The organism is Raskinella chloraquaticus (SeqCode) (genome assembly GCF_021731865.1).
Lineage (GTDB): Bacteria > Pseudomonadota > Alphaproteobacteria > Rhizobiales > UBA4765 > Raskinella > Raskinella chloraquaticus.
The window spans coordinates 55189-68357 of record NZ_JAKFWN010000028.1; the positions used below are offsets into that span (position 1 = coordinate 55189).

The following is a 13169-nucleotide window of genomic DNA, read 5'->3' on the forward strand; positions in this document are numbered from 1 at the left end:
CCATGGTGAACCATGGAATGGAGCGATGAAGCGATTGTTCTGGGCGCGCGCCGCCATGGCGAGAGTGGTCTCATTCTTGAAACCATGACGCGTGGCCACGGGCGCCATCTGGGCCTCGTGCGGGGAGGTGCCGGGCCACGTCTGCGCCCGACGCTTCAGCCCGGCAACACGCTTCAGGTCGGCTGGCGGGCGCGCCTTGAAGACCATCTCGGCACGTTCACCGTCGAGACGCAGGTGTCGCGCGCGGCCACTGTGATTGAAAGCGCGCTCGGGCTTCATTGCGTCTCGTTGCTGGCCTGCCATCTGCGGCTTCTGGCTGAGCGCGAAGCTCATGAATCGCTTTATCACGCCTGCGCTATCATTCTGGACGGATTCGATAATCCACTCGCCTCTGCCATGCAGATGGTGCGCTTCGAGATGGCGCTTCTGGAAGAGCTGGGCTTTGGCATGGACCTCAGCCAGTGCGCGTCAACCGGCAGCACGCTGAACCTCACCCATGTCTCGCCCAAATCCGCCCGTGCGGTTTCAGGCGAGGCGGCGCTGCCTTATCTCGACAGATTGCTGCCGCTGCCGGGTTTTCTGCGCAAGGATCGTCCTGATCGTGCGATCGACGAGCACGATATCACCGCGGGCTTTCGCCTCACCGGCTATTTTCTCACCCGCCATGTCTATGAGGTGCGGGCGATCCCTGAGCCTGATTGCCGCCGGGCCTTCTTCCACACTGCCATGCGCCGGGTAGCGATGCCCGCCCTTGCCGCTGACGTCTTGCAGGGCTAGGCACCCTGCATGGGCAAAAATCCGGATATCCCCGATTCGCCAGGAGGCATCGAGCAGGTCGATCTCAAATCGGCGCTCGAAGAGCGCTACCTCGCCTACGCGCTCTCAACGATCATGCATCGTGCGCTGCCCGATGTCCGCGACGGGCTGAAACCGGTTCACCGTCGGCTTCTTTATGCCATGCGGTTGCTGAAGCTTGATCCCGGACAGGGCTTCAAGAAATGTGCCCGCGTGGTGGGCGACGTCATCGGTAAATACCATCCCCATGGCGACCAGTCCGTCTATGACGCGCTGGTGCGCCTTGCCCAGGATTTCGCCCAGCGCTACACGCTGGTCGACGGTCAGGGCAATTTTGGCAATGTCGATGGCGATAACCCGGCCGCCATGCGCTATACCGAGGCCCGCCTCACCGCCACCGCCGCCCTGCTGCTTGAGGGCATCGACGAGAACGCGGTCGATTTCCGCGACACCTATGACGGCTCGGAAGAAGAGCCGGTGGTACTGCCGGCAGCCTTTCCCAATCTGCTGGCCAATGGCGCTTCCGGCATCGCCGTTGGCATGGCAACCTCGATCCCGCCGCATAATGCGGCCGAACTGATCGCCGCCGCCCGCCATCTGATCGACCATCGCCAGGCAAGTTCGGGCGATCTGATGGCCTTCGTGCCGGGACCCGATTTCCCGACCGGCGGTATTATTGTCGATGAACCAGCGCAGATTGCGGAAGCCTATCGCACCGGGCGCGGCGGCTTTCGCGTGCGCGCCCGCTGGCACAAGGAAGATACGGGGCGCGGCGGCTACCGCATCATCATCACCGAAATTCCCTATTCTGTGCCGAAAGCCCGCCTGATCGAGAAGCTGGCCGAGCTCATCAACGACAAGAAGGTGCCGCTGCTGGAAGACGTGCGTGATGAATCGGCTGAAGATATCCGCATCGTTCTGGAGCCGAAGAGCCGCAATGTCGATGACACCCTGCTCATGGAGACGCTCTTTCGTCTGACCGAGCTTGAAAGCCGTTTTTCGCTCAACATGAATGTGCTGGCGCGTGGTCAGGTGCCCATGGTGCTGGGCCTGCGCGATGTGTTGCAACATTGGCTCGACCATCGCCGCGACGTGTTGCTGCGCCGCTCACGTCACCGGCTGGAGGCGATCGACAAGCGCCTCGAGATTCTGGGCGGCTACATCATCGCCTTCCTCAACCTTGATGAGGTGATCCGCATCATCCGCGAGGAGGATGAACCCAAGCTCGAGCTGATGAAGACGTTTTCGCTCACCGATAATCAGGCGGAAGCCATCCTCAACATGCGTCTGCGCTGGCTGCGCAAGCTGGAGGAAATGGAACTGCGCCGCGAACGCGACGAGCTGAGCACCGAGCGTGACACGATCGCCGCTCTTCTTGAAAGCGAGAAGAAGCAATGGAAGACGATCGGCTGGCAGCTCTCTGAACTTGCCAAGACCTATCATGTGAAGAATCCCCAATGCGCGCGGCGCACGACCTTTGCCGCCGCCCCGGCGGCACCCGCCATCGACCTGCGCGATGCCATGGTGGAGCGCGAGCCGGTTACCATCGTTCTGTCCGAAAAGGGCTGGATCAGGGCCATGAAGGGCCATGGCAATGATCTCTCCACCCTCACGTTCAAGACTGATGACACGCTGAAGCAGGCACTCACCGCCCAGACGACCGATCAGATCCTGCTCTTTGCCAGCAATGGCCGCTTCTTCACCCTTGATGCGTCAAAGCTGCCGGGAGGACGTGGCCATGGTGAGCCGGTGCGCCTCATGATCGATATCGATCAGGGGGCGGATATCGTCATCATGAAAACCTATGAGCCGGCCGGCAAATTACTGGTGGCAAGTGCCGAGGGGAGGGGGTTTGTCGTCTCGGAAGCCGATGTTCTGGGCAATACCCGCAAAGGCAAGCAGGTGCTCAATGTCGACAGCCCCGCCGATGCGCGCTTCGCGGTGCCGGTATCTGGAGATTCTGTCGCCTGCGTCGGCGACAACCGCAAGCTGCTGTTGTTTGCTCTTGACGAAATCCCGGAAATGCCGCGCGGCAAGGGCGTACGCCTGCAATTGCTGAAAGAGGGCACCCTTGCCGACATCAAGACGTTCAAAAGAGCAGATGGCCTCACCTGGCTCGACAGTGCCGGACGGACTTATACGCTTGAGAATATAAACGAATTCTACGGCAAGCGCGCCCAGGCGGGCCGCCTCGTGCCGAAGGGCTTCTCGCGCAGCGGGAATTTCAACGGGAAATAGGGAAGGCGTGCCGGCATGCTTCTGCGCTCATGGATGGCAACCTTCGTTGCTGTAACGCTGTGGATCAACCTGTCCGAGATTTTCCGCTATTTCGTCTTTGTCATGCCCATGACGCGGGCGACACTATTCATGGTGCCGGACGTTGCGCCGATGAACCTCCCCGTATTCCTGGTCTGGGGTGTCTGGGATACGATTCTGACCGTGATAGCGATATGGATCTACCGCCTGCACGAAGGGCGCTTTGGGGCGACCCGCCGGGCGGTGGTGCTGTCCGGCACCACGTGCTGGGCGTTGTTGTTTCTTCTTTTCTGGATCGCCATGCTCAACATGAACCTGGCACGCCTCGAAACGGCGCTGATCGCCCTGCCGCTTGCCTGGGTTGAAATGATCGTCGCCGCGCTTATTGCGCAATGGAGCGCGCGTCGATCAGCGTGACGTCGACTGCGTAGAGCATTTTCCGATCAAGTGGATGCCAGTTGATCGAAGAAAATGCGATTAAAACAAGAGGATAGAGCGGTCAACCTGATTCAGTCAGGTGGGACGCCGCTCTAAAACGCAATCTTCAGCTTCGCGGTGCCCGACGAGCGGGCGGTGCGGTTGCCATATTCGCCGTCGAAACGCCCGCCAAGCGTCACGCTGGGGGTGAGTTTCACGTCAAGCCCTGCGGCGACGAGAGCGGTCGAGGTGTCGTTCTGCGCTCCTGTAATGGTAAAGGTCGAGCCTGGCAGGCCGATGAAGGCAGCGGTTGCGCTGGCATCCCTGGCGCCGTAGATACCCTAGGCGCTGCGGGCGAAAGCCAAAACCTGGACGCCGTTGATAACGCCCTGCTGCTCGAGCCTGAGGCCAAGTTCGCCACGCACCGTGCCGGGCGAACTGGAGGCAACACGCAGCGCCGCTGCATTATTCTGTCCGGCACCCACTGTCTCCGTGTAGCCACCAATGCTGAAGATTGACCCCTGCACGGCCGCAAAGGGCGAAATACCAAGACCGGAGAGGTTGAAGGCTTCATAGGCGCCTTCAAAGCGACCCGAGAAGCCATGCGCGTCAGTTTTGCCATTGATGCCTAAAAGGCCAATGACGGCAGCGTTACGCGTCGAGCTAATGTCGAAATAGGTATAGGCAAGCGCTGCGCCAAACGACAGGGCACCGAAGCGGGCGCGGCCATAAAGCCCGGCCTGGAAGACGTCGGCGCTGTTCGAGCCAAGATTATTGGCGGTCGTGCCTTCAAAGCGCCCGCCCGAGACGGCAGCGCCGATGTTAATGCCGCGCGCAACGTTTTTGTCGATGCCGGCCGCGAGCGACCACGCGGTCTCCGAGCGGGTGCTTGAACCCTGCACCGCACTGCCGCGTAGGGTGCTGACCCCGCCAGTGCCCGAGCCCCACAGCGTGGTAGTTGACGCCTCGATGACCGGGGTGGGTGCTGGTGCCAGATCAGCCGCAACTTCGATGGCCCGGCTGCCGGCATTGCCGCTTGTCTTCGTGGCTGCATAGGCTGCACCTTGCGGGGTCTGTGTCGTCGTGCCACTGCCCGGCGTAAACGCGCCAAGGATCGTGTTGACGAAGTCACTGGCAACCGAAAAGCCCTGTTGGCCAATGCCGCTATTGGCCTCACCCGAGAGCTGGGAAAGCCCTGTCAGGATACCGGCGACCGGCTGGTTATAGAGCCCGAAGAAGGGGGAGGCATTGCCGCCGCCCGTGATGACGCCCAGATCAAGCGCGACAGCGACCCCAAGCGGATTGGCGGTGGTTGCAATGGGCGTGAGCGGCGTTTGCCCAGGGGCAGGTGGCGTGATGACCGGCACCAAGGGTGCTGCGGTGAGTGTCAGCTGCGCCTGGGTCGGTGAATAGCTCACCTCTGACGTCACACCAACGCCAAACGTGCCGGTGGTTGAGACGGTTGCAAACGTGCCGGTGCGTGTGGCTGCCTGCAGGAAGGTATAGGGCGTGCCGAACTGGTAGGGCCCGCCGAGCGCCACCAATTGCAGCGCCCCGTTGAGGGCCGCCGTGCCAGTGACATTGATGCGGTCGATGGTTGCTGCCTGCACCTCGATCGTGGTGAAGGAGCCAGCGTTCAGCGTGAGATTACCGTTGACGGTGAGGGTCCCCACCGAATTGCCCGGTGCAATCGTGCCTCCTGTAGTGACGAGGGTGCCGGGCAATTGGCCGGTACCACCCAGAGTGCCGCCCGTATTGACTGTGACGCCAGAGGAACTGGCGATCGAGCCGTTGACGGTGAGCCTGCCGGCATTCACCGAAGTCGCGCCGCTATAGGTGTTCGCTCCGGTGAGAATGGTTGTGCCGGTGCCGATCTGATTGAGCCCACCTGTCCCGAAAATCGAGTTCGCCACCGTGAGCGCATCAGAGCGGTTGAAGGCCAGCGTCCCGCCGTTCGACACATCGCCGGTGCCCAGCGTGCCGGTCGTCCCGCCATTACCCACTTGCAGCGTGCCGGCGATAATTTGCGTAAAGTCATAGCTGTTGGCGCCGGTGAGGATGGTCGTTCCCGCGCCGAGCTTGAGGAGGAGGCCATTGCCGGAAATCGCGTTGGCAACAGTCAGGGCATCGGACCGGTTGAACACGAGCGATCCGTTATTCACGACATTGCCGGTGCCGAGCGTGCCGCTGGTACCGCCATCGCCCACTTGCAGTGCGCCAGCGTTGATCGTGGTGGTGCCGGTGTAGGTATTGGCGCCGGTGAGCGCGACCGAGCCGGTGCCGATCAGGTTGAGACCACCCGTTCCGGAAATCGCATTGCCAAAATCTATCCCGCCCGCGATATTGACGGCGAGCGTCGCGTCGTTCACCACATTGCCGGTGCCGAGCGTGCCGGTCGTCCCGCCATTCCCAATCTGCAACGTGCCGGCGGTGATGGTGGTGGCACCTGTATAGGAGTTCGCGCCGGTGAAAATGGTTGTGCCCGTGCCGATCTGATTGAGCCCCCCCGTTCCGGAAATCGCATTGGCGACGGTCAGGGCATTTGAGCGGTTGAAGGTAAGCGTCGCGTTGTTGGTCACCGCCCCAGTGCCGAGCGTGCCGGTCGTCCCGCCAAGCCCCACCTGAAGGACGCCGGCGCTGATCGTGGTCGTGCCGGCATAGGCGTTGGAGCCGGTGAGAATGGTTGTGCCGGTGCCGATCTGATTGAGCCCACCTGTCCCGAAAATCGAGTTCGCCACCGTGAGCGCATCAGAGCGGTTGAAGGCGAGCGTCGCGTTGTTCAGCACATCGCCGCTGCCGAGCGAGCCGGTGGTGCCGCCATTGCCCACCTGGAGCGTGCCGTCGCTGATGCCGGTGCCGCCACTATAGGTGTTGTCGCCTGTGAGTGTGAGCGTGCCGGTGCCGACCTTTCCGAGCTGGCCAGTGCCGGAAATGGCATTGTCAACGGTTATTGTATCTGAGCGATTGAACACAAGCCTGCCATTATTGACGACATTGCCGGTTCCCAATGTGCCGCTCGCCCCGCCCCCGCCCACCTGCAACGTGCCGGCGGTGTTGATCGTGGTCGTGCCGCTATAGCTATTGGCGCCCGCAAGTAGCACAAAGTCGGTACCGATGTGATTGAGTGCACCCGTCCCGGAAATCACATTATCAACAATGATTAAATCGGAGCGGTTGAAGGCGAGCGTCGAATTGTTCACCACATTGCCGGTGCCAAGCGTGCCGGTCGTGCCGCCATTGCCCACCTGCAGCGTGCCGGCGCTGATGGTGGTCGTGCCGTTGTAGGTGTTGCTGCCGGTGAGTGCGAGCGTGCCGTCGCCGATCTTCTCGAGCGGGCGCGGCCCATTCTGTTCGGAGATGACGCCGGCCTGGGTGGCCGTGCCTGTGAGAACCTGCAACTGCGTGGTGTTGGAGTTGACCACAACCGGATTGGCGATAACGACGCCGTTGGCGTAGTCGATCACCGAGCCCGTTGTTGTGATGGCTCCCGTGCCGGCAGCGCTGTTATTCTGCAGGCTGAGCGTGCCGCCGGCGACCGTCGTTCCACCCGAATAGGTATTGGCGCCCGAAAGTGTGAGCGTGCCGGCGCCAGACTTGGTGAGCGCATAGGCCCCCGCATTGGCGCCCGTGCCGCCGGAGCCGGTCTGGTCGGCGATGATGTCAGAGATGGTCTGTGTCTGGTTGGCGCCGGGCTGGAAGGTGATCGTGCCATCGCCTTGCCCGAAGAAGCCGGCGCCGAAGCCTGAGCCTACGTTGCCGCCGGTGCCGCCCGCGACTGTGCTGCCATTGACGCTGAGTGTGCCCGCTACCGTCAGCGTGCCGCCCTGCTGGACGAATACCGCGCCGCCAAGGCCCGCCCCGCCGCCGCCGCCGCCTGCGCCGCCGCCGCCTGCGCCGCCGCCGCCGCCGCCGAAGCCGCCGAGGCCGCCGAGGCCGCCGAAGTCAAAGCCGCCGCCGCCGCCGCCGAAGCCGCCGCGGCCGCCGAAGTTAAGGCCGCCGCCGCCGCCGCCGCCGAAGCCGCCGCGGCCGCCGAAGTTAAGGCCGCCGCCGCCGCCGCCGCCGAAGCCGCCGTCGCCGCCGACGCTGAAGACGCCGCCGCCGCCGCCGACGCCGCCGCCGCCGCCTTCGCTGACGCCGCCGCCGCCGCCGCCGCCGCCGAAGCCGCCGAGGCCGCCGCTGCCGCTGCCGCCGGCGGCGCCGGCGCCCGTGAAGCCGCCGTCGCCGCCGACGCTGGGGCCGCCCGGCCCGCCAACCGCCCCGGTCCCGAAGCCGCCGCCGCCGCCGCCGCCGTCAACGCCGAAGCTGCCGCCGCTGCCGCCGAGGCCGCCGCCGCCGCCACCGCCTGCGTTTAGGCCGCCGCCGCCGCCAGTCGCGGCGTTCGCGGTGAGCGCGACGTTTGACAGGGTGAGCGCGCCCGTCGAACTGACGAACACCGCCCCGCCAAGGCCGCCGCCGCCGCCGCCGCCATCGCCGCCCGCCCCGCCACGGGCATTGGCGTTGGCGATGGTGAGGTTCTGGATGGTGGCGGTGACGGTCGTGGCGGCTTGGCCGTTTATCGCCTGCCCGGCGCTGCCGACGAAAAACACCCGCTGGCCCGTCGCCGCGCTGGTCGAGCCGCCGCTCACCGTGATGTTGTTCGCCCCGCCATCGATGCGGGTATTGTTGCCGAGGATCAGCGGCAATTCATTGAGGCCGGAACTGCCTATGGTGATTGTACCGTTCGCGAGCGTGTTCGCGAAGGTGATTATCGTTCCGGGATTGCCGTTGGCGTGGATGATCGCATCGCGCAGCGACAGGTTGTTGCCGGCGTTGAGCGTGTCGGCTAACGTGTTGACCACGCATTGATTGCCGGGGCATAGAATCGCATTCGCCCCAGCCGGTGTTGCAAGCGTGAGGGCAGCGAGAGCCACACCACTGAGCAAAGCCGCCCGTCGCGCGCCTCCAAACCCTTGTTTCCCGCCACGCTCAAAAGGCAGGATGGCAAAATGTGCGGCGGCCCGGTGATCAATATGCGCCATGAACCCTCATTTCTCGATCAAACGCGCAGAGCGCCATGTCAGAATCCGACAACCCAGCCGATTGTTATCTAATTGTTAAAACGAAGGGTAGAACATCACACAGGAAAAAAGTGTGATATAATAGAGACAGCGGCGGATATTAGTCAATTTCGCGTCACAATGCGCTGCTTATCAACGCCGAAATAGCCGTTTTGAGCCCGTTCAGGCGGATAAGATCGCCGTCGCAGGGAACTGCCCAATAGCAAGTCAGCGCAAAATTATTTGGTGCGACAAATTAACACGATCGGTTTGCGCGGGTGGAAACACAGAGAACCGACGTGGATGTGCGGATTTTTACAGCAAAGCGCGTGGAATTAGCTCACGCAGCGTCTTCGCTTGTCCCCAGCCGCCCGTCGAGATAGCTGCTGACCTTGGTGACCAGCGGTTCCATATGGCTTTCAAAGAAATGATTGGCGCCGGGAATGACCGTCTGGTCGATGATGATGCCGCGCTGGGTTTTGAGCTTTTCAATCAGCGTGCGTACATCGGCCAAAGGCACCACAGCATCCTTGTCGCCATGCAAAATCAGGCCCGATGACGGGCAAGGCGCAAGAAAGCTGAAATCATAAAGGTTGGCCGGCGGCGCAATCGATATGAAACCCTCGATCTCGGGGCGGCGCATGAGGAGCTGCATGCCGATCCACGCGCCAAACGAAAAGCCGGCAATCCAGCAGGCGCGCGATTCCGGGTTGAGCGTTTGTGCCCAGTCAAGGGCAGCCGCTGCGTCCGACAGCTCGCCCTGGCCGTGATCAAACGCACCCTGGCTGCGGCCAACCCCGCGAAAATTGAAGCGCAGAACGGAAAAGCCTCTTTTTGCGAAGATATAGAAGAGATTATAGACGATCTGATTGTTCATCGTCCCGCCAAATTGCGGGTGCGGGTGCAGAACAATGGCTATCGGCGCGGCACGGTTTTTCGCCTGCTGGTAGCGTCCTTCGATACGTCCGGCAGGTCCGTTGAAAATCACTTCAGGCATAATCGCGACACTTGCTCCAGTTTCCGCGCCAGCCTCTCTGGCAGGCGGTGATAATGATGTGACACCGACACGCGTTGACGCCGGCGCCGCCGCTCCCTAGAACAGAAGGGTAAATCTGCTGGTGCGGTCAGTTGGGACCGCACGGGCGCCAGATCGTCACGGGCAACCGGCATTGCCGGGAACCGTCGAAGTCTCGTTGCTCTAGGTAATTGACTGGAGCGGCGGACGCAAGGCGTGCGTGCAACCTCCGGCCTGCCGGCAAGCGTGTGTTGAAGATGGCTCGATCTCTCCAGGCGGTGATGCGCCGGGGCGTGCCTGTCACCGAAAAGGGTGAGGGGAGCGTATAAAGCCAGCTTCAAGCGATGCGAAAGCCAGGGTGGTTGATGGACGGACGACGCGCCTATCTTGATTGCAATGCGACCGCTCCCCTGCGCCCTGAGGCGCGGGCGGCAGCGCTCGCTGCTCTTGAGCTTGCCGCCAACCCGTCCGCCGTCCATCAGGAAGGGCGCCGGGCGCGCCGTCTCCTTGAAGAGGCAAGGCTGGCGATTGCCGGCCTGATCAATGGCCAGGCCGGGAATGTCATTTTCACCTCTGGCGGCAGCGAGGGTGCGGCGATGGTGCTGGCCCCCGGCTTCTGCGGCACGGGGAAAGCGCCGGCCGAGCGGCTCGTGGTCTCGGCCATCGAGCATTCAGCGGTGCTGAGCGCTGGCCGCTTCGCACCAGCCGACGTGGCGGTGTGTCCGGTGACGGGCGATGGGGTGATTGATCTTGCCGCCCTTGATGGGCTGCTGGCTGGGTCAGCGCGCCCGGCGCTGGTGGCCGTGATGCTTGCCAATAACGAAACGGGTATCATCCAGCCGGTCGCCGAGGTTGCGGCCCTTGGCAACAGGCATGGCGCCTCGCTGGTCTGCGATGCGGTGCAGGCCGCCGGAAAGATGCCCGTCGATATCGCTTCTTTGGGCGCGGACGCGATCATTGTCTCCGGTCATAAGCTTGGCGCGCCTCAGGGCAGCGGCGCCGTCATCCTTGGTGAGGGCGTACGCCTTGGCATGGCGCTGATCCGTGGCGGGGCGCAGGAACATCGCCAGCGGGCGGGAACAGAGAATGTCAGCGGCATTGCTGGTCTTGGCGCTGCCTGCGACTATCTGGCCCGCCTGGGAGCGGCTGAGAACGGGCGCATTCGAGCCATGCGCGATGACATGGAAGCGCGCCTTGTGGCAGCGCTGCCAGGCGCCCATATCATGGGTCAGCATGTGCCGCGTCTGCCGAATACCAGTCTTGTGATGTGCGACGATATCATCGGCGAGACGGCGGTAATCGCGCTTGATCTGGCAGGTATCGCAGTGGCAACAGGTTCGGCCTGCGCTTCGGGCAAGGTCGCGCCGAGCCATGTGCTCAAGGCCATGGCGCTTGATGACGCTCACGCTCGCTCGGCCTTGCGTGTCAGCCTCGGCTGGGCGACGACGCCTGACGATATCGACAAATTCATCGCGGCCTTTGCCGCCCACCGTAACCGCATTGCCGGGCGCGCCGCCGCCTAACCGACAGGTCGAAGCGCCGGCCGCAATCCAGGGAGTTGTCCATGCCAGCCGTTCAGGAAACCATCGAACAGGTCAAGGCAATCGACGTCGATCAGTACAAGTACGGCTTCGTCACCGATATTGAATCCGAGCGTGCGCCAAAGGGGCTCAGCACCGATATCGTGCGCTATATCTCGGCTAAGAAGGACGAGCCGCAATGGCTGCTCGATTGGCGCCTTGACGCCTATGAACGCTGGCGCTCGATGGAAGAGCCGCAATGGGCGCGCGTGCATTATCCGCGGATTGATTTCGAGGACCTTTACTACTATTCGCAGCCAAAAAGCACGTCGGGTCCGAGATCGCTGGACGAAGTCGATCCGGAACTGCTGCGGACATATGAAAAGCTCGGCATCCCCTTGCGCGAGCGCGAGGTTCTGGCGGGCGTCGTGGGTGCCCGTGTCGCGGTCGACGCGGTGTTTGATTCCGTATCCGTTGTCACCACTTTCAAGGAAGAGCTGGCGAAAGCCGGCGTTATCTTCTGCGCGATTTCCGAAGCGGTACGCGAGCACCCGGAGCTGGTGCGCAAATATCTGGGCTCCGTCGTGCCGGTGAGCGATAATTTCTATGCAACCTTGAATTCTGCCGTGTTCTCCGACGGCTCGTTCGTCTACATTCCGCCGGGCGTGCGCTGTCCGATGGAATTATCGACGTATTTTCGTATCAACGAGCGTAATACCGGGCAGTTCGAGCGCACGTTGATCATCGCTGACAAGGGCTCCTACGTCTCCTATCTGGAGGGCTGCACGGCGCCGATGCGCGATGAAAACCAGCTCCATGCCGCCGTCGTCGAACTGGTGGCGCTGGATGACGCCGAGATCAAATATTCAACCGTCCAGAACTGGTATCCCGGAGACGCCAGCGGCAAGGGTGGCATCTATAATTTCGTCACCAAGCGCGGCGATTGCCGGGGTGACAACTCGAAGATTTCGTGGACCCAGGTCGAGACCGGTTCGGCGATCACCTGGAAATACCCGTCCTGCATTCTGCGCGGCGATAATTCCCGTGGCGAATTCTATTCGATCGCCGTATCGAATGGCGCGCAACAGGTCGATTCCGGCACCAAGATGATCCATCTGGGTGCCAATACCTCAAGCCGCATCATTTCCAAGGGCATCGCCGCCGGTATCTCGCAGAACACCTATCGCGGCCAGGTCTACGCTCATCGCAAAGCCCGCAACGCCCGCAACTTCACCAATTGCGACAGCCTCCTCATCGGCGACCGCTGCGGCGCCCACACCGTGCCCTATATCGAGGCAAAGAACTCCTCCGCCCAGTTCGAGCATGAGGCGACGACCTCGAAAGTATCGGATGACCAGGTGTTCTACGCCATGCAGCGCGGCCTTACCAAGGAGGATGCCATTGCGTTGATCGTCAACGGCTTCGTCAAGGATGTGCTGCAACACCTGCCGATGGAATTCATGGTGGAGGCGCAGAAGCTCATTGCGGTCAGCCTTGAAGGGAGTGTCGGGTGAGTGAGTTAAGCGAATTGCTGCGGGCTCGCGAGATCGCGCTCCATACGCCATCTGTCAGAAAGTCAGCGTTTGAGCTTAACAGGCTGCTTGCGCCAGGGTTCCGGGAGTTTGGCAAATCGGGGCGCGTTTATAACCGCGAGCAAGTCATTTCGGCTCTGCTTGAAGATGTTGATCACAAGCAAATTGATGTCAAAGCGTTCAAATGCGATGTGCTATCGGATAATGTGGCGCTGGTGACCTATCGGTCGGAAGCCGGCAATCCGATTACGGGTGCCCTGCGAAGCTCAATTTGGCAAAAAAATCAAACCGGGTGGCAAATGGTGTTTCATCAGGGAACGATAGCGCAATCTGAACAGGTCACGGCAACATGAACGACAAGGTCGAACACCTCCTGCTTGAGCATCTAAGGGCCATTCGCGGTGACATGACGCGACTTGCGGATGACATGCGCACCGTGCGCTCCGAGATGACAGCGCTCCGTCATCATGTCTCCGGTATCGTGACGCTCCAGGAGCACGACCACACAGATATTGCGGCATTAAAAGCGCGCCTTGAACGTATCGAGAAAAGGCTTGATTTGGTCGAGTGACCGTCGCGGAGTTCTCAACGCATTCTC

The 13169-nt window shown here is 62.1% G+C and carries 9 protein-coding genes; 7 read left to right on the forward strand and 2 right to left on the reverse strand.

The genetic code is table 11. From position 1 onward, the window contains the following. The first annotated feature begins 12 nt into the window (after positions 1 to 12). The 3 genes from recO to ACINK1_RS10220 are packed head-to-tail and all read left to right on the forward strand — an operon-like array spanning position 13 to position 3468. The gene (gene recO / locus ACINK1_RS10210; RefSeq protein WP_376800796.1) at positions 13 to 777 is read left to right on the forward strand and encodes a DNA repair protein RecO; all 765 of its coding nucleotides are present in this window, start codon (positions 13 to 15) and stop codon (positions 775 to 777) included. 9 nt (positions 778 to 786) lie between these two features. Further along, entirely contained in the window at positions 787 to 3033 is a 2247-nt protein-coding gene (gene parC, locus ACINK1_RS10215) for a DNA topoisomerase IV subunit A (protein ID WP_395760110.1), read from the forward strand. A gap of 15 nt (positions 3034 to 3048) precedes the next feature. Then, the gene (locus ACINK1_RS10220; RefSeq protein ID WP_376800800.1) at positions 3049 to 3468 is read left to right on the forward strand and encodes a hypothetical protein; all 420 of its coding nucleotides are present in this window, start codon (positions 3049 to 3051) and stop codon (positions 3466 to 3468) included. 341 nt (positions 3469 to 3809) lie between these two features. On the opposite strand, the gene ACINK1_RS10225 is transcribed toward ACINK1_RS10220, so the two are convergent. Both ACINK1_RS10225 and ACINK1_RS10230 read right to left on the reverse strand, forming a co-directional pair. Beyond that, positions 3810 to 8486 carry an autotransporter-associated beta strand repeat-containing protein gene (locus ACINK1_RS10225; RefSeq protein ID WP_395760111.1) on the reverse strand — a complete coding sequence of 1559 codons (4677 nt, stop codon included), beginning with the start codon at positions 8484 to 8486 and terminating at the stop codon, positions 3810 to 3812. A 358-nt stretch (positions 8487 to 8844) separates the two neighbouring features. Then, a complete protein-coding gene (locus ACINK1_RS10230) occupies positions 8845 to 9501 on the reverse strand; it encodes an alpha/beta hydrolase (RefSeq protein ID WP_376800264.1) in 657 nt (218 codons plus the stop codon). 383 nt (positions 9502 to 9884) lie between these two features. Between ACINK1_RS10230 and ACINK1_RS10235 the strand changes: the two genes are divergently transcribed. From ACINK1_RS10235 to ACINK1_RS10250, 4 genes are read left to right on the forward strand one after another with little or no spacing between them, the layout of a single operon-like run. Then, positions 9885 to 11042 (forward strand): cysteine desulfurase family protein, encoded by a 1158-nt coding sequence (locus ACINK1_RS10235; RefSeq protein WP_376800263.1) that lies wholly within the window; start codon positions 9885 to 9887, stop codon positions 11040 to 11042. 41 nt (positions 11043 to 11083) lie between these two features. After that, positions 11084 to 12553: a Fe-S cluster assembly protein SufB gene (sufB, locus tag ACINK1_RS10240; protein WP_376800262.1), complete on the forward strand. Its 1470-nt coding sequence runs from the start codon at positions 11084 to 11086 to the stop codon at positions 12551 to 12553. Beyond that, on the forward strand, positions 12550 to 12924 hold the full coding sequence (locus tag ACINK1_RS10245; RefSeq protein ID WP_376800261.1) for a DUF4440 domain-containing protein: 375 nt from the start codon (positions 12550 to 12552) through the stop codon (positions 12922 to 12924). Before sufB ends, ACINK1_RS10245 begins: the two co-directional genes overlap by 4 nt. Next, positions 12921 to 13142 (forward strand): hypothetical protein, encoded by a 222-nt coding sequence (locus tag ACINK1_RS10250; protein ID WP_376800260.1) that lies wholly within the window; start codon positions 12921 to 12923, stop codon positions 13140 to 13142. Before ACINK1_RS10245 ends, ACINK1_RS10250 begins: the two co-directional genes overlap by 4 nt. The last annotated feature ends 27 nt before the right edge of the window (positions 13143 to 13169 follow it).

Coding starts and splice junctions, on each gene's coding strand:
- recO (WP_376800796.1), top strand. CDS start 13: ATGGAATGGAGCGATGAAGCGATTGTTCTGGGCGCGCGCCGCCATGGC.
- parC (WP_395760110.1), top strand. CDS start 787: ATGGGCAAAAATCCGGATATCCCCGATTCGCCAGGAGGCATCGAGCAG.
- ACINK1_RS10220 (WP_376800800.1), top strand. CDS start 3,049: ATGCTTCTGCGCTCATGGATGGCAACCTTCGTTGCTGTAACGCTGTGG.
- ACINK1_RS10225 (WP_395760111.1), bottom strand. CDS start 8,486: ATGGCGCATATTGATCACCGGGCCGCCGCACATTTTGCCATCCTGCCT.
- ACINK1_RS10230 (WP_376800264.1), bottom strand. CDS start 9,501: ATGCCTGAAGTGATTTTCAACGGACCTGCCGGACGTATCGAAGGACGC.
- ACINK1_RS10235 (WP_376800263.1), top strand. CDS start 9,885: ATGGACGGACGACGCGCCTATCTTGATTGCAATGCGACCGCTCCCCTG.
- sufB (WP_376800262.1), top strand. CDS start 11,084: ATGCCAGCCGTTCAGGAAACCATCGAACAGGTCAAGGCAATCGACGTC.
- ACINK1_RS10250 (WP_376800260.1), top strand. CDS start 12,921: ATGAACGACAAGGTCGAACACCTCCTGCTTGAGCATCTAAGGGCCATT.